General features: G+C 65.4%; 11 protein-coding genes and 1 tRNA gene. 3 read left to right on the top strand and 9 right to left on the bottom strand.

Annotated features, from left to right (window positions below):
• Window positions 1-54: 54 nt before the first annotated feature.
• From ACVIIW_RS27000 to ACVIIW_RS26985, 4 genes are read right to left on the bottom strand one after another with little or no spacing between them, the layout of a single operon-like run.
• A complete protein-coding gene (locus tag ACVIIW_RS27000) occupies window positions 55-900 on the bottom strand; it encodes a phosphatase PAP2 family protein (RefSeq protein ID WP_456703520.1) in 846 nt (281 codons plus the stop codon).
• A gap of 1 nt (window position 901) precedes the next feature.
• Entirely contained in the window at window positions 902-2644 is a 1743-nt protein-coding gene (locus ACVIIW_RS26995; RefSeq protein WP_456703519.1) for an ArnT family glycosyltransferase, read from the bottom strand.
• A gap of 50 nt (window positions 2645-2694) precedes the next feature.
• A complete protein-coding gene (gene pbpC / locus ACVIIW_RS26990) occupies window positions 2695-4827 on the bottom strand; it encodes a penicillin-binding protein 1C (protein WP_456703518.1) in 2133 nt (710 codons plus the stop codon).
• 8 nt (window positions 4828-4835) lie between these two features.
• Window positions 4836-10040 carry an alpha-2-macroglobulin family protein gene (locus tag ACVIIW_RS26985; RefSeq protein WP_456703517.1) on the bottom strand — a complete coding sequence of 1735 codons (5205 nt, stop codon included), beginning with the start codon at window positions 10038-10040 and terminating at the stop codon, window positions 4836-4838.
• Between the two features lie 405 nt (window positions 10041-10445).
• Here ACVIIW_RS26985 and ACVIIW_RS26980 point away from each other — a divergent pair.
• Window positions 10446-10522: transfer RNA gene (locus ACVIIW_RS26980), tRNA-Arg, on the top strand.
• Window positions 10523-10673: 151 nt separating this feature from the next.
• Entirely contained in the window at window positions 10674-10910 is a 237-nt protein-coding gene (locus ACVIIW_RS26975) for a hypothetical protein (protein ID WP_456703516.1), read from the top strand.
• A gap of 732 nt (window positions 10911-11642) precedes the next feature.
• Here ACVIIW_RS26975 and ACVIIW_RS26970 read toward each other — a convergent pair.
• The 4 genes from ACVIIW_RS26970 to ACVIIW_RS26955 all read right to left on the bottom strand — a co-directional run bounded on the left by ACVIIW_RS26970 (window position 11643) and on the right by ACVIIW_RS26955 (window position 13661).
• Window positions 11643-11948 carry a hypothetical protein gene (locus ACVIIW_RS26970; RefSeq protein ID WP_456703515.1) on the bottom strand — a complete coding sequence of 102 codons (306 nt, stop codon included), beginning with the start codon at window positions 11946-11948 and terminating at the stop codon, window positions 11643-11645.
• Window positions 11949-12164: 216 nt separating this feature from the next.
• Window positions 12165-12953, bottom strand: a complete 789-nt coding sequence (locus ACVIIW_RS26965) for a hypothetical protein (protein ID WP_456703514.1) — start codon at window positions 12951-12953, stop codon at window positions 12165-12167.
• Between the two features lie 169 nt (window positions 12954-13122).
• On the bottom strand, window positions 13123-13347 hold the full coding sequence (locus tag ACVIIW_RS26960; RefSeq protein WP_456703513.1) for a hypothetical protein: 225 nt from the start codon (window positions 13345-13347) through the stop codon (window positions 13123-13125).
• A gap of 74 nt (window positions 13348-13421) precedes the next feature.
• Window positions 13422-13661 carry a hypothetical protein gene (locus ACVIIW_RS26955; protein ID WP_456703512.1) on the bottom strand — a complete coding sequence of 80 codons (240 nt, stop codon included), beginning with the start codon at window positions 13659-13661 and terminating at the stop codon, window positions 13422-13424.
• Between the two features lie 265 nt (window positions 13662-13926).
• Here ACVIIW_RS26955 and ACVIIW_RS26950 point away from each other — a divergent pair, with 265 nt between their 5' ends.
• The gene (locus ACVIIW_RS26950; RefSeq protein ID WP_092232811.1) at window positions 13927-14271 is read left to right on the top strand and encodes a DUF6481 family protein; all 345 of its coding nucleotides are present in this window, start codon (window positions 13927-13929) and stop codon (window positions 14269-14271) included.
• A gap of 115 nt (window positions 14272-14386) precedes the next feature.
• On the opposite strand, the gene ACVIIW_RS26945 is transcribed toward ACVIIW_RS26950, so the two are convergent.
• Window positions 14387-14629 (bottom strand): pentapeptide MXKDX repeat protein, encoded by a 243-nt coding sequence (locus ACVIIW_RS26945; RefSeq protein WP_092232808.1) that lies wholly within the window; start codon window positions 14627-14629, stop codon window positions 14387-14389.
• Between the last annotated feature and the right edge of the window lie 292 nt (window positions 14630-14921).

Here is a 14921-nt window from a genome sequence, read left to right as displayed (position 1 = left end):
TGGTTGGATTTGGCCTTGCATCCTGGGAACCCGCTTCCCGGGAAGCAGCCGCTTTTATGGGGCGGATGCCCCGCGGGCAACCCTTTTGAGCCGACCGGGAAGCGCCCCCGGAAGCGGCACGATGGTGCCGTCGGCGCTGATGCCAAAGGCCAGCCGGCGCGCCGCAAACCAGTAACGGACCGCCATGGCGCCGACCATGCCGATCAGAGCACCGGCCGTGACGTCGCTCGGGTGGTGCGCCAGCAGCACCAGGCGGGTCAGCACGATCACGATCGCGTAAGTGAACATCACCACGCGCAGGCGCGGCCACAGCGCCGCGACGGCAAATGCCAGTGCAAACGCCGTCACCGCATGTCCCGACGGCAGGCTGGAATATGCCCCCGAGCCATCAAGGGGCATGAAGTTGAACGGATCGGCCTTGCCGCCGACGAAGGGACGTCCGCGGCCGATGAGATATTTCAGGATTTCGGCCACGAACACCGACAGGGCTACGGACAGAAACAGATACTGCAGCCTTGTGCCGAACCCGAGCAGGAGCGCGCGGCGCGTACCGTGCGTTCCGGCAGCCAGAAGCGCGACGATCACCAGTGCAACGCCCAGCGCCGTGAGCACATTCACATCCTTGCCGAAATCGGTGAGGATTCGGATCGGCCAGAGCGCCGGCGTGCCACGCGCCGGCATCAGCTGGATTTCGGTCCGGTCGAAAGCGAGCATCAGCACGATGACGAGCGTTGCACCCGCTGCGCCGAGCCACAGCGAATGCCGCGCCAGAGTTCGCGCAGCCGCAGCGCGGCGCGAATGCGAGGGTGAGCGCGCGAGCTGCGCCAGCGCGTGCCCCGCGACGGCAAGCAGCTGCGCGGGATAGCTCGCGCGCGGCGCGAGGGTGGTCGAGCCGGCCATCCTATTCGGTGCCTTCGGAGCGGAAAATCGAGATCGAGATCGCGCGTCCCTGCGAGAAATTGTAGCCTTCGATGCGCGCCCCGACCTTGTAACGCAGTCCGATCGCCTCGGCGCGCTGCACGAAGCTGCGCTCCGAGCGCTGCTCGATCAGCGCGAAGCGACAGCTTCCCTGCCTGAGGAAATCGGCAGCGCCCGACCCGTCCGTCAACAGCGTCTGGGTGCCGGTCAGGAACACGAGGCTCGGTTCGGCATAGCCGGCGGAGGCCGCCCTTGGCCCAACGCAAGTGACGTTGCGCAGCGCGCGTGCGATCTCGATGCTCGGAAACAGCGGCGTCAGCGATGGCAGCACGATGCCGTAGACCACGACGGCGAGCATCAGCGCCGCGACCAGCGCGTTGAGCAGCGAACGCTCGGCGCGGTTGGTGTCGAACAGCCACCAGGCGAACAGGCCGAAGATCAGCGAAGCCGCGATGAACGGCCAGGCGACGAACGCCGGCTGGCGTGTCAGCATCACCGCGCCGACCACCGCAATGATCGAGCCGCCTGCCGGGATCAGGAACCACCAGGCCGAGCCGCGCGCGAGCCACGAGCGCGACAGCACGTTCCGCTCCAGCGCGCCGGCCGTGAGGATCGCAATCGCCGGATAGAGCGGCAGCACGTAGTGCGGCAGCTTGGTCAGAACCGCTTCGAACACGATCCAGGACGGGATCAGCCAGGCCAACAGAAATTGCGCGCCGGGTTCGCGTCGCGCCCGCCACACCGCAGGCGCCGCCATCGCCGCGAGCGGCGCACCCGGCCAGAAGGTGATCCAGAACAGCGCCAGATAAACCCCGGGCGGCGCGCCATGGGATTCCTGCGCACTGAGCTTGCTCAGCATGTCTCCGCCGACGGAATCAGCGAAGAAAGCATCGCCGGCGCGCCAGAAGATCGCGATGAACCAGGGCAACACCAGCACCAACATCCACATCAAGCCCCAGACGGGGCGCAAGCGCCACAGCCAGGAGGAATCGCGGTCCTGGATCGCGAGCGCGACGATGGTCAGACCTGCGAACATCAGAATCAGCGGGCCCTTGATCAGGATGCCGACGGCGAGCGCGGTCCAGAAGATCGCGGGCCAGCTCCAGGGCGGATGGGTCTCGTCCTCGGCGCGCTGCCAGGACAGATAGGCCCGCGCCATGGCGCCCATGGCTGCGGTCACGCAGAACAGCAGCATGGCGTCGGTCTTGGCGAGCCGCGCTTCAACGCCGAGCAGCACGGAGGCGGACATGAGCAGCGCGGCAAGCACAGCCGCGCGCCGCGTCACGAAGCCGAGCGCCGTCCAATAGGTCATCAGCACTGCGCCGATCGCCCCGATCAGCGAGGGCAGCCGGTAGACCCAGATCCGCAGCTCGGCCTTGGGCAGCTTCAGCGCCGTCGCGACTTCGACGGCCGCCGATTGCAACCAGTAGATGCCGACCGGCTTCTTGTAGCGGACGTCCTCCTGGAAGCGGATGTCGACATAATCGCCGCTCTCGACCATCTGCTTGGTCGCCTGCGCGAAGCGCGCCTCGTCGCGATCGACCGGCGGGATGGTGAAGAAGCCGGGCAAGAACAGCAACAGTGCGCACAGCACCAGGAAGCCCACAGCGCGCGCGTGGCTGGTGGTGACAAAGTCGAGCATCAGCACAAGCCGGCTGCCCGGATTCACGGGCGTTTTCGGCTCTCGGGGTGCTCCAAAACGGGGAGTTGGATAGGTCTCGGCCATTGGTTCCGCTTACGCTGAAACCGCCGTCGCCACAACCGCTTAAGCCGCTCTCATTGAATTCGAATGACGACTGTGTCTGCTGCGCCAACGGCATCGATGACGGTGAGCCGTGCAAACCCTGGGCCGGGAGGATCGATCAGCCGCTGGCGCCGCCCGTCGATCTCGCCGAGAGCCGTTCCGTTGAGCATGACCGTCATCGGCAGCACCCCGCCCGCGACCTTGACCGGCATCGCGGCCGCTTCCGTTCCGCCTGAACGGTCCACGTCGATCCGGGAGCCGTTGAGGGGGAACTGGATGTGGAGCGCCTGCTCGCCGCCGGTCCGCACCAGCTCTCCGACCGGGCGGAACCGCTTTAGCGGCAATGGCAACTTGGCGTTGCCGGCCACCAGGGTTCCCTTGGGCGGCTTCGGCAGCGGAACCAGCGTCTTGCCCGTCCGCGCGAAGGCATCAAACAGGATGGGTGCAGCGGCGACGCGGCCGATCAGGCCGGGAACCGGCGCACCATCGGGCCGGCCGACCCAGACGCCAATGGTCATGCGGCCGTCGAATCCGACCGACCAGGCATCGCGATAGCCGTAGGAGGTGCCAGTCTTGAAGGCGATCCGGTTATGGGCGGCATTTTCCGGCGGCGGGGTTCCCAGCAGCACGTTGCCGACCTGCCAGGCCGCCACCTGATCCAGCAGCCGCAGCGGCTCGCGATCGTCCTTGCCTGCGATGATCTCACGCAGCGGCTTGGTGGTACCGAGCCGGGCGAAACCCGCATAGAGCTGGGCGAGGTCCTGAAGCGTCACGCCGACGCCGCCGAGACCCATTGCTAGCCCCGGTGCCTCATCCTTGGGCAAAACCAGATTGCCGCCGGCTTGCCGTAGCCGCGAGGCCAGCCGGCTCGAGCCGACACGATCGAGCAGCACGATCGCCGGCACGTTCAGCGACAGCTGCAGTGCCTTCTTAACCGGCACCGTGCCCTGGAACGTCAGGTCGAAATTCTCCGGCGCGTAGGAGCCGAAGCGCACCGGGCGATCGTCGATCAGGCTGTCGGGATGGACAAAACCGTCCTCGAACGCGAGACCATAGATGAACGGCTTGAGCGTCGAGCCAGGCGAGCGGATGGCGCGGGTCATGTCGACCTGCCCGGCCCTGATGTCGTCGAAATAGTCGGCCGAGCCGACGCGGGCGAGTACGTCGCCGCTGTCATTGTCGATGACGATGATGCCGACCGAGATGTTCGGCCCCAGTGCAATGGCGCGGTCGCGCGCCAGCGGCTCCAGCACCTTCTGCAGATTGGAATCCAGCGTCAGCTTGATGACAGGGACGTCCTTGACCGTCGCCAGCGCGTTATCGGAGGCATGCGGTGCCAGGATCGGCATCGGCTTGCGCAGTTTCGGCACGGGCACGGCCTTGGCCTGCTTCGCGTCATCGAGGCTGACCACATGCTCCTCGACCATGCGGTCGAGCACCCGATCGCGGGCGAGGCGTGCGGCTTCGGGATAGCGGTCGAGCCGGCGTGTTTCCGGCGATTGCGGCAGCGCGACCAAAAGCGCTGCTTCCGCCAGCGACAGCCGCTTCGGCTCCTTGCCGAGATAGGCGATCGAGGCGGCGCGGATGCCTTCGAGATTGCCGCCATAGGGCGCAAGCGCCAGATAGAGGTTGAGGATTTCGTCCTTGTCGAGCGTCCGCTCCAACTCGATCGCGCGCACGATCTGGTGCAGTTTTGCGTAGAGCGAACGCTGCCGCCGCGGCTCCATCAGCCGGGCGAGCTGCATCGAGATAGTCGAGCCGCCGGACACGATGTGGCCGCGCGTCGAAAGCTGCAAGACCGCACGGCCGAGCGCCAGCGGATCGATGCCGTCATGGGCGTAGAAGCGCTGGTCCTCATAGGCGAACAGCAGCTTGAGATAGGTCGGATCGATGTTGGCTTCGGCGTCGACCGGCAACCGCCACCGCCCGTCGGCCATCGCATAGGCGCGCAGCAGCTTACCGTTGCGGTCGACGATTGTGGTCGACACGCGGCGCGCCTCGTCGAGTGGCAATGGGCCGAGTGAATAGACCCAGCCGACGAAACCGATGACGGCGAGGATGAACGCGAAGGCGGCGATGGAGAGGGCACGATGCCCCCTGCTCCTCGTTCGGTCAGGGCCGGGCTTGGCCCGGCCATCCACGTTCTTGCTCAGCGCCTCGCTCATCTCACCACTCACTTCGCCGCCCGCACCTCGACTGTGCCTGTACCGGTGCGACCATAGCGCGAGGGGTTGTACATGTCCTCGACATAGGCCTGGGGCAACACGTATTTGCCGGGTGAAACCACGCGCACGACATAGGCGACGGTGAACACCGCCTTTGAGTCCGCGGCGCGGTCCACGGCCGCCGTGAAGCGGTCGTCACGGAACTCGGTATCCTCGGGCTCCGCGCCGTCCTCGATCCAGTCCAGCGTGCCGCTGTCGCCCGACGACACCAGTTTGGGATTGTCGATCTCCAGACCCGCAGGCAGATAATCGGACACCATGATGTGGCCGTACTCAGGCTTCGCCTCCGTAATCTTCAACACCACGGCAAAGCGATCGTTCTGCTTGACCTTGCTGATGTCGGCGGGCCTGCCGTCGAGCGTGAAGTAGTTCCGCTCGATCTTGAAGCCGTTGGACGCGGCCGGCTCCGGCGCCACCGGCGAGCCCGACACCGAGACCACCGCCTGCACAGGCGCATCGCCGGTGTTGGTGATCTTGAGCGGCTTGCCACTCAGGCTGTCCGCCTTGTAGCTGCGATAGAGCGCCGTCTTGATCGGCTGGCCATCGACCTCGATCGAGAGGTTTTCCTTGGCCAGAGCCCGGGCCGCGAGCACCAGCCACGCATTCTCCTGCGTGGAGGTATAGGGCGTCAGTCCGCGCGCGGTCTCGACCCGTGCGACGGCCTGCGTCAGCGTCGCCTTGGGTGCGTTGCCTTCGCTCGCGAGCGAGACCAGAGCAGCGGCGTCGCGGAGCTGCGAGCCGTAGTCGCTACGGCCGAACTCCAGCACCGGCTTGGGCGCAAGCGAGTCCAGCGCCGCGCCATAGACCCGCTCGGCGCGGTTGCGGTCGCCGACCAGAGCGAGCGCCGCTGCAAGCTGAGACTTGGCGATCGGCGTCGCCAGATTGTTCAGCTTGGTATCCGCGAGATAACGGAGATCGCCGATCGGTGCCGCGCCGTTGCGGGCCAGCACGTAGAGCCCATAGGCGAGATCGCGCCCGCCGTCCTTCTCTGGCTCATTGCCGTTGACGACGGAATTGCGGATACGATCCAGCGCGTTCTTGAACAACACATCAGGCACCACAAAGCCCTTTTCGCGGGCGCGGGTGAGGAAGTCAGTCACGTAGGCATCGAGCCAGGCATCGTCGCCGCCCGCCGACCACAGGCCGAACGAGCCATTGGAGCCCTGACGGGCCAACAGCCGCTCGATGGCATCGCGGATGCGCTGATCGACCTCGGTGTCCATCGCAAGATGCGCCCCGGCCGCGAGGTCGTTGACGTAGAGCAGCGGCATGGCGCGACTCGTGATCTGCTCCGAGCAGCCATAGGGATAGCGGTCGAGCGCTTTCAGGATCGTCGCCGCGTCGAGCGCAGTGGACAGGCTGGCCGAAACCGAAACGCTGCCGGTGCCCGGCACGAGGTCGGAGAACATGTCCGAGGTCAGCGTCAGGCTCTCGCCCTTCGCCAACGTGCGGATCGAGCGCCGCGCCAACACCTGCGTCGCCGCCTTGACGTCGAACGCATAGTGCCTTGCGAGCGCAAGTCCGTCCGGTCCCCTGATGTCGACGTCGAGCGTCGCCTGCCCCGCCGCGGTCGCATCGAGCGCCAGCGAGAACGCGTTGCGCTGTTTGGCGGCGAGCTTGACCGTGGTGGCGGGATTGCCTGACATCTTCACCGGGCCGCCGGTCTTGACGTTGATGACGTAGTCGCCGGCCTGCCCCTCGACATTGTCGATCTCGAGATTGACCGTGCCGTGGTCGCCATTGAGCAGGAAGCGCGGCACCGTGGTGGTCAGCACGACGGGATCGCGGATCACGACGTCGGTGTTGGCGCGGCCGAGTTTTGTAGCGGTCCATGCCACCGCCATGACGCGCGCGGTGCCTGCGAACTCCGGAATGTCGAAGCTGACTTCCGCAGTGCCCTCGGCGCCCACCGTGACGATGCCGGAATAGAGCGCGAGCGGCTTCTGCGCGGGCGGCGAGCCTTGCAGTTCGGCCGCGCCGGCGTCGCCGCCGGATTTGATCTGGCCGCGCGTACCGGACATCCCGTCGATCAGCTGCCCATAGAGATCGCGGATCTCCGCGCTGAGCTGACGCTGGCCGAGATAATAATCATCCGGCGCCGGCGGCTTGTAGTTGGTGAGGTTGAGGATGCCGACATCGACCGCGGCGACGACGATCTTGGCGTCCTCGCCCGGATTGAGCCCGTCGAGCTTGACCGGGATCTTCAATGTGGAATTCGGCCGGATCAGATCGGGCGGCGTCAGCTTGACCTGAAGCGTGCGGGCCTGCTTGTCGATTCCGAACCACTTCAGCCCGATCGCACGGCCCGGCATGCGCTGCGCGGCGGCATCGAGCGGACGGCGCAGCGTCGCCACCACATAGGCGCCGGTGCCCCAGTCCCTGCCGACCGGCAGTGTCACCTGCGCAGTGCCTTGCTTGACGTCGATCGTCTGTGTCGTCAGCAGCCGGTCGCCGACCACGTTGACGGTGAGCTTGCCGGCGGCGCGGACATTGACTGACACCGTCATGGTGTCGCCTGAGGAATATTGCGGCTTGTCGATCGAGGTTTCCAGCAGGTCCGGCGTGTCGGCGCTGCCGTCGGAATACCAGCCGACGTCGAACTGCACCGAGGTCACCGGGCCGTCGGCATCGTTCGACTTCACATCGAGCCGGTAGCGGCCGGGGCGCGGCGCCAGCGAGATGCGGGACGGCTTGTCGGCAGCGATGGTGACATCACCGTCGGCGACGCGCGAGGTCGACTTGACCGGCTCGTACTCCCAGTAATTGTTCTGGCGATACCACTGATAGCGCGACTCCATCTTCAGGAGTTCGTAGCGCAGGCCGTCGCGGGCAATCGTCCTGCCATCGGGGGAGACGAACACGACGTCGAACTCGGCCTTGTCGCCCTCCGCGACGTTCTTGTCGCCGAAGAGCGGCTTGACGCCGATCAGCGCGGTCGCGGGCGCGACCGGCAACACCAGCTTGCGCTCGACGGCGCGGCCGCCGGTTTCGACCATGCGGATGAAGATCTGCGCCTCCTGCGGACGGGTCGAGGCCGGCTGCTTCTCCAGCGTCACCGGGAAGGTCGCAACGCCATTGGCATCGGCCTCGGGAAGGTTCTCGAGCGGCGAGCGCTCGTTCGAGGTGGTCTGCTCGTCATCAACGCCGAACTGGTAGCCCGCGAAACCCGGCCGCTCGGCGGCCGGAGCAATCAGCATGTCGCCTTCCAGGCTGAGGCCGGATGCAGGCGCGCCATAGAGGAAATGGCCATCCGCCTTTAGCTCCACAGGCGCGTTGGCTTTGATCAGCTTGTCCTTGGCCGACAAGTCGAATTCGATTCTGTCCGGCACATAGTCTTCGACCATGAACGTGGTCTCGCCGACCGAAGAGCCCTTGGGATCGGTGAAGGCGCGCACCCGCCATGTTCCGGTCGGAACAGCCGAGTTGAGCGGCACCGCAAGCGTACGGCCGCCGGCGCCCTGGTCAGCCAGCACGGCACGGCGGAATTCGACGCCGTCAGGACGCTCGATCACGAGGGTCAGCGGCCCGCCATTGACGGCATTGCCCTGCCCGTCTCGCAGCAGTGCCGTGAGATAGACCGTCTCGTTGGAGCGATACACGCCGCGCTCGGCATAGACGAAGGCGTCGGCGCCCGCAGGCACTGCGCGGCCGGCAACGCCGCGGTCGGACAGATCGAACGCCGAGGTCTTGAGGCTGAGAAAAGCGTAATCGGCTTTCTCACCGGTCACCGTCAGCATCGCCGGCGACAGACCGCCCTCACCGCGCGCCAGGCCCGCCTCGAACAGCACATGGCCAGCGTCGTCGGTCTTGCGCGTCGCCAGGATCTCGTTGTTGCGGGCAACGAGCCTGACCTCGGCTTTCCCGACCGGCTCGGTCGAGGCCAGCGAATTGACGAAGACATGGATGCCGTCATTGCCGGAATATGCCGATACGCCGAGATCGGAGACGATGAACCATTGGGTGGCGAGCTGGTAGTCATCGTCCGCGCCCGGCCCCTTGGCCGCTGCGGTCATCACGTAAACGCCGGGCTGAAGCTCACCGAGCGCCTCGTCGACCGGAAATGCAGTGATGACGTCCTGGTTCAGGTTCATCGCGGTCGCGAGCTCGCCGGACCACACTTTCACGCCGCGCTCGTCGCCGAGATCGCTGAGCTGATATTTCGACAGTGTCTTCTGGAAGTCGCTGTCGACCACCGTGTTGATCAGATTGCGATCGCCGATCCTGTAAACGTTTATATTGACCGCCGGCGTGTTGACGCTGACCACGGGAATGCCGCGCTGGCCGGTGCGCGGCAGCACATAGGCCCGGCTGGTGAAGCGCACGAACGGCTTGCGATCGCGCACATAGATGTTGAACTCGGCCGATTTCGGCAGGCCTTCTTTTACGGTCGACGGCAACCCGGCGCGCAGAATGATGTTGTAGCGCTCGCCGTGCTTCAGCCCGTCGACGCAGAGCTGCTTGCCCTCGGCCGACAGCGCCGGCTTGTCCTGGCCTGCAAGCGCGAGAAAAGGCGCGAAGTCGGTGCGCTTGGCGAGCTCTTCCGAGAATTGGAAGCAGGCGCGCGGGCTCGCCGAATCCGAATCCACGGTGTAGTCGAGCAGCCGGAAACCGTGCTCGTCGCGCATCTTCTCATACTGGCCGCGGACGTCGGCGACCTCGCGCATGTCGAGCGACAGCCGCAGCGCGTCCAGCGCCGGACGCCAGAGCCTGCGCTCCGCGAGCGACCTGCCGAGTACGGCGAGTGCGTCCGCCTCCTCGCCGGGATTGCCGGCGCGCTGGTAGGCGATGTAGGCGGCGGTCGAGGCGCGTTCCAGCAGGAAGGTCTGCTCGCTCGAGCTCTTCGGCGTGATCTGGAAGATGGCCTTTGCGAGCCGCAGCCAGTTGCCCGCATCATCAGGCGTCGTGGCGGCGATCTGGCCGAGGACGGCAAGCCCGGTGCGGAAGTCATTGCGCCTGAAGGCAGAATCCGCGCCGCTGCGCAGGCTCGTCCCGGTCTTGGCGACCGGTCCGGCCTCGCTCTTGATCTGCGCCTCCAACTTGACCGCGGAATCGGCGAGATCATCGCGCTTGAACGCCTTGTCTGCGGCTTGTGCTGCGCTCAGGCCAAACGCCAGCGTGGCGCAGAGAGCAAAGGCGCGAACCAGACCAATCATGAATGGACTCCCGGAAATCGCGGACGAGCGCCGCGGCGGCGATAAAGTGTGCGGAAAGGTGACGGACTCGTGGCGATGGAACCACAAGGTGCAAAACGTCGCATTCGTCATGGCAAGCCACGCCCAGAGGAGACCAATCGCGCTATCGCCGCGCACGCCGTCCTGGGGCGCAGCAATATCGGACCGATCGACCGGCGGCCGTGTCCCGGAAGCTCCTCAGCGTTGCCGGCGACGTGATCCGTCGTCCGGTCCGCTGCCGCTCAACCCGGCACCCTGACACTCCACCGTTCCGGTTTGTCGCGGCTCAGAGGAAAACGGTTCGGTTCAGACTTGGCGAACGGCCAGATTTTTCTTATTGGCATGTGGTATGAACGATCAGCCTCCCAAACGGGGGTGGCACAGGACGGTCCCGTAGCTCAACTGGATAGAGCATCAGATTTCTACTCTGAGGGTTGCAGGTTCGATTCCTGCCGGGATCGCCAGAGCCTCGATCCTGCCGAATGCGCCGGCGTTCATCATGACTCTGTCATCTCTCACGAACGCGTGGGTAACCCTCGGCGCCGGCTTTGAAGCAGACAGATTCACCCTATCTAGCGGCGGCGGGCGAATTGCGCCCATGATAACGGACAACCGATGCCGCGAGCCGAGCTGACGAAAATGGCAATCGCCTGTGCGATCGCGATCGTCGCGATGTCGTTTGTGGCACTCGACGCGTTCGTGGACGTCAACTCAGGCCTGATCGCAAAGCGGATCGAGGTGGCGCAGGCCTCGATTGCGGAGGTCGCCATGAGCCGGCATCAACTCACCGCCGCAGTGCATGCGTTGGCGCATCGAGGCCATCAGAAGCGATCGCCCTCTGCGATCGAATAATGCTCAAGAGCTGATCTTGAACGGACCCGCGATTCGTTTGTTCACGGTCCGACTCCGGTCCGTTCCCGAAACACGAATCGCAGCCGCGCAAAGCAGAACCGCGCAAGTCTTAACGCCGCCTTGCGCGGACGTGGATTGTTCATGCATTCAACAATATGAGCCAAGGCCGAATCCGGCGCGCACAAAGGCGACGGCCGCGCGGAACAAGATCACGGCCACCAGGTTGTCTGCGACGAAATAGAGTGGTGCCGACCCGCCAGCCCCGGGTCGGCTTTGAAAGGCCCCGTGCTTGTCCAGCGAGCGCGGGGCTTTCTCATGGCCGGCGACCAGGCCCGAACCGCGCGGTCTCTTCTGTCAGGCAGAAATCAGCGCGTCCGCTCGTTTCGCGACGATCGCGCGCAAGCTGATGCCAAGCCAGCGCCAATTCGATGAGTCGCTGCCGGTCGGGACCTTCGGATGCCGCGGCGCGCTTCATCGCAGCCTCGGCCTCGTGCTGTGGGTCGTAGGGCGTACACATGCGGCCAATTTTAGCCGGCCGATAAGGACAAGTGCGTGGCAATTTCGTCCGTATGATTGCGGAGGACGAAAGTCGGGCCTTCGCGCAACCCAACACGATGTTACCGGAATGGAATTTGCGCGCAAAGAGAGCCGTGTTGGCAGATACGCGAAGACCGGCCACGACGGAATCGATCGGGCCGGTCTTCGTATTCTGTGTACTCGGTCCGGCGAGCCCTAGCGACCCGTCGAGTTGTTCGGACCCGTCGCCGGTTGTGACGGATTTTGTCCGCTTGGCAACAAGGTGTTGCCGGACGGGTTGATCGTCGTGTTCATCCCGCCTGTGGCGCCGGTTGCGCCGCCCGTCCCTGTCCCGGTCGTCGTTCCGCTGGTGCCGGATGACACGCCGCCGGACGTCCCGACGCCGCCCGGGGACGCGCCTGTCGAAGCACCGCCGCCAGCAGAGCCGCCGGCACCTTGTGCGAAAGCAGCCGTCGACGAAACGGCCAACGCAAGCCCCAGGGTGATCGCTGCAAGTTTCATGAAATAATCCTCTGATCGTTTGCTCGCAGAGGGGCTAAACGCGCCGCCGCGCGATCGTTCTAAACGCCGCGCGCACAAAGCAGTGAGACCAGGTTTCGTTGCCGTGAAATTGCAATCACAGCCGGGTTCCGGTTCGTCTAAACCCGCGCGCAACGCAACGAGGCGGGCACCGGGCCCGCCTCATCCATCATTCACATCGGCTCTTGCGAGAGAAGTTCAGTAGCAGGCGCGGGGATTGGTCTGCACATATTGGCCGCTGGGATAGCGGTAATAGCAGTTGCCCTGGGCCAGATAGTAGCCGGGGCGCGACGCGGCGGTGGCGCCGGCGATGGCGCCGGTCGCACCGCCGATCACGGCGCCTGCGGCCGCACCCGAGGCGTTGCCAGAAATCAGGCCACCCAGCAGACCGCCGACGATGGCTCCGCCCAGCGCACTGGCGCCGGGATCCGCGGGCGGCGGTGGAGGCGGCGGAGGTTCGTAGGCGACCGGCGGTCCCGGCGGCGCATAGGCCACCGGCACGTCGTCGATATAGTCTTCGGAGATGTAGGCAGGCGGGCCCTCCATCCGCTGCGGATAATAGTACCAGACGCCGCCGACGTCCCACCACCAGCCGGCGCGGCCGTTGTGGACCTCGTGGCGCCAGCGTCCGCCGTCCCAGGCCAGATTGCCGCGATAGGAGTGACCGCCCCAATCGTGCATGGGCGCCGGACCGCGCGCCATGGCACGATGTGGTCCCGGGGATGGCCCACCGGCATTGCGCGGGCCAGGGCCATGCGGGCCGGGACCTGCTCCGGGTGCAGGAGCCACATGGGCCTGCCCGCCCGGCTGCGGCCCGGTCCGCCCTGCCTGCGGCGGAGGGCCTTTGCGCGGCGCACCGGCATCCTGCCCTGGCGGCTGGCCAGCTCCCTTCGGCGGCGCTGCGTCCTGCGCTTGCGCGGACATCGCCAGCAACGATATGGCCGAAACCATGGGAATAATGATCTTCATGCGGCTGAACGCACTCATCGGTGCCTACCCCCTCAACTTTCGCAAATCGCCGTGGTCCAAGCGCCATAGACGATTCGGATCGCGCCCGGCCGGTGCCGGCTGACATAACTGACCTGCCGAGTCGGCTAGGTCCCGCAGCAGACGTTTGAGATCGCGGCAATTTTTGGGCCCTGCGAACCAAGCGGGTCTAGCGTGCCGGCTCGATCACATTGCAATTGCTGCGCCCCGACATCACGCAATCCTGCATCTTGCTGGCGGCAGTGAGGTCGCGGGCGAGCCACAGGCCGACGGCCAGAATGACCGCAGCGATGATCAGGCCCGCGATCGCCCCGCGACGACTGTCGCCGGATTGCGGTCTCGGCGAAGGGTTGGACTTGGAAGGCTTAGAACGCTTGGATTCGGGCTCGGACATGGGGACGCTATCGCTTGGTGAGGCGGTTTACCACCTGTGCGGCCACGCGTCACATCCCGCGCGATTCCTGGCCCTCACCCGCTGGTCGGACGCCTCAGCGCTTCCTTGCGCAGGCTCTCGACCGCCGGGGCGGCGTGCTGAGTGCGCGGCGCGCAGCTCGTCAGGATGAACGCGGTCTGGGTGCACTCCCATGCAGCCCCGAGAGCGGTGCTCTCGATCGGTTGTGGGCGGGCGGCCAACAGCACCGCACCCGCGACAACCGCTGCCGTGGCCGTGATTGCAAGGGCCTTCAGGCTCAGCCGGAAAATAATCATGCCCGTGCTCCGTCTCTCGCTGGGCGGACGCTAGGCGCCGCCGCTGGGTGCCCTTATGAGGGGCATCACAATTCGGCAGTTTTTCCGGGCTACGAAGGATCGGCTGGATAAGCGATTTCGTTGACCTGATCGGCTGCGATTATGGGTGGCTTCGCGGCGCGCGGCGATGTACACGCTTCTGCGTCGCGTGGCGCCTGCTTGTGCCCAGCCGACGTACCAACAGCAGTGATGTAGGATCGAAAGCGAGGATGACAAGGTTCGTTAGATGAGTTTCAGGGAACCAGGATTCTCCGACCGGCAAAAGGCCGCTCAGGAAGCACGCAAAAATCTTTTGAACAAATTCAAGTCGCAGCCGGGGCACGACGACCCTGCGGTCGCGGCACGTCGTGCCGAGCGCGAGGCGCTTGCGGCCAAGCGCGCCGAAGTAAAGGCTGCGCGCGAGGCTGAAAAGGCCGAGCAGAAGCGCATCGCGGAAGAAGCTGCTGCCGCGGAGGCGGCGCGGATCGCCCGGGAGGCGGAAGAAGCGATCGCCAGGCAGGCTGAGCTGGAAGCCGAGCAGAAGGCGAAGCGCGACGCCCGCTACGCCGCGCGCAAGGCCAAGCGGAAGTAACGCATCACGTTCAATTGAATTTGAGCCGAGACATCACGTTCGGGGCGGCCGATATGCCGCCCCGGAACGTTCGTAAATGCCTGGCTTCCCTAAACGCGGCGACGCCGGTGGAAGATCAGTTCTTCTTCATCATCCCGTCGTCTTTCTTCATTCCGTCTTTCGACATCGTGTCCTTCTTCATGCCGTCGCCCTTGGACATGGTGTCTTTCTTCATGCCGTCCTTGGACATCGTGTCCTTCTTCATCATGCCGTCGTCCTTGCCCATCTTGTCCTGAGCGAAGGCGGCCGGCGACAGCGCGAGGCCAAGCGAGAGTGCGGCAGCGGAGACGCCGAGCACGATGCGGGTGCGAATGGTCATCAGAAATAATCCCTTCGAGATGGTGTATGTCAGCGACGTGTGCCGCTACACAATCTCGACGGATCGACGCGCGTTCTTGTTACGCCAGGCTGTAGATTTTTTCGGATGGGGCGCGTCTCGCGCGATCCTCGCCCGAGACGCAGCCTTCACGATTGAAACAGGGAGGCCCGGTGTGCAGCGCAGCAAGGCCAGCCCTTGCCGCGGCATTCCGTCTCGAACTATCAGATTGAGAGAACTCGACGTCGAAGACCGGCTAGGATGGGCCCTCACGCCGGTCTCATGACCCGCCCAG

It is taken from the genome of Bradyrhizobium sp. USDA 4449, assembly GCF_054056275.1.
Note: the sequence above shows the minus strand (reverse complement) of the source record. Positions and strands in the feature narration are given on the sequence as shown.

Coding starts and splice junctions, on each gene's coding strand:
- ACVIIW_RS27000 (WP_456703520.1), bottom strand. CDS start 900: ATGGCCGGCTCGACCACCCTCGCGCCGCGCGCGAGCTATCCCGCGCAG.
- ACVIIW_RS26995 (WP_456703519.1), bottom strand. CDS start 2,644: ATGGCCGAGACCTATCCAACTCCCCGTTTTGGAGCACCCCGAGAGCCG.
- pbpC (WP_456703518.1), bottom strand. CDS start 4,827: ATGAGCGAGGCGCTGAGCAAGAACGTGGATGGCCGGGCCAAGCCCGGC.
- ACVIIW_RS26985 (WP_456703517.1), bottom strand. CDS start 10,040: ATGATTGGTCTGGTTCGCGCCTTTGCTCTCTGCGCCACGCTGGCGTTT.
- ACVIIW_RS26975 (WP_456703516.1), top strand. CDS start 10,674: ATGCCGCGAGCCGAGCTGACGAAAATGGCAATCGCCTGTGCGATCGCG.
- ACVIIW_RS26970 (WP_456703515.1), bottom strand. CDS start 11,948: ATGAAACTTGCAGCGATCACCCTGGGGCTTGCGTTGGCCGTTTCGTCG.
- ACVIIW_RS26965 (WP_456703514.1), bottom strand. CDS start 12,953: ATGAGTGCGTTCAGCCGCATGAAGATCATTATTCCCATGGTTTCGGCC.
- ACVIIW_RS26960 (WP_456703513.1), bottom strand. CDS start 13,347: ATGTCCGAGCCCGAATCCAAGCGTTCTAAGCCTTCCAAGTCCAACCCT.
- ACVIIW_RS26955 (WP_456703512.1), bottom strand. CDS start 13,661: ATGATTATTTTCCGGCTGAGCCTGAAGGCCCTTGCAATCACGGCCACG.
- ACVIIW_RS26950 (WP_092232811.1), top strand. CDS start 13,927: ATGAGTTTCAGGGAACCAGGATTCTCCGACCGGCAAAAGGCCGCTCAG.
- ACVIIW_RS26945 (WP_092232808.1), bottom strand. CDS start 14,629: ATGACCATTCGCACCCGCATCGTGCTCGGCGTCTCCGCTGCCGCACTC.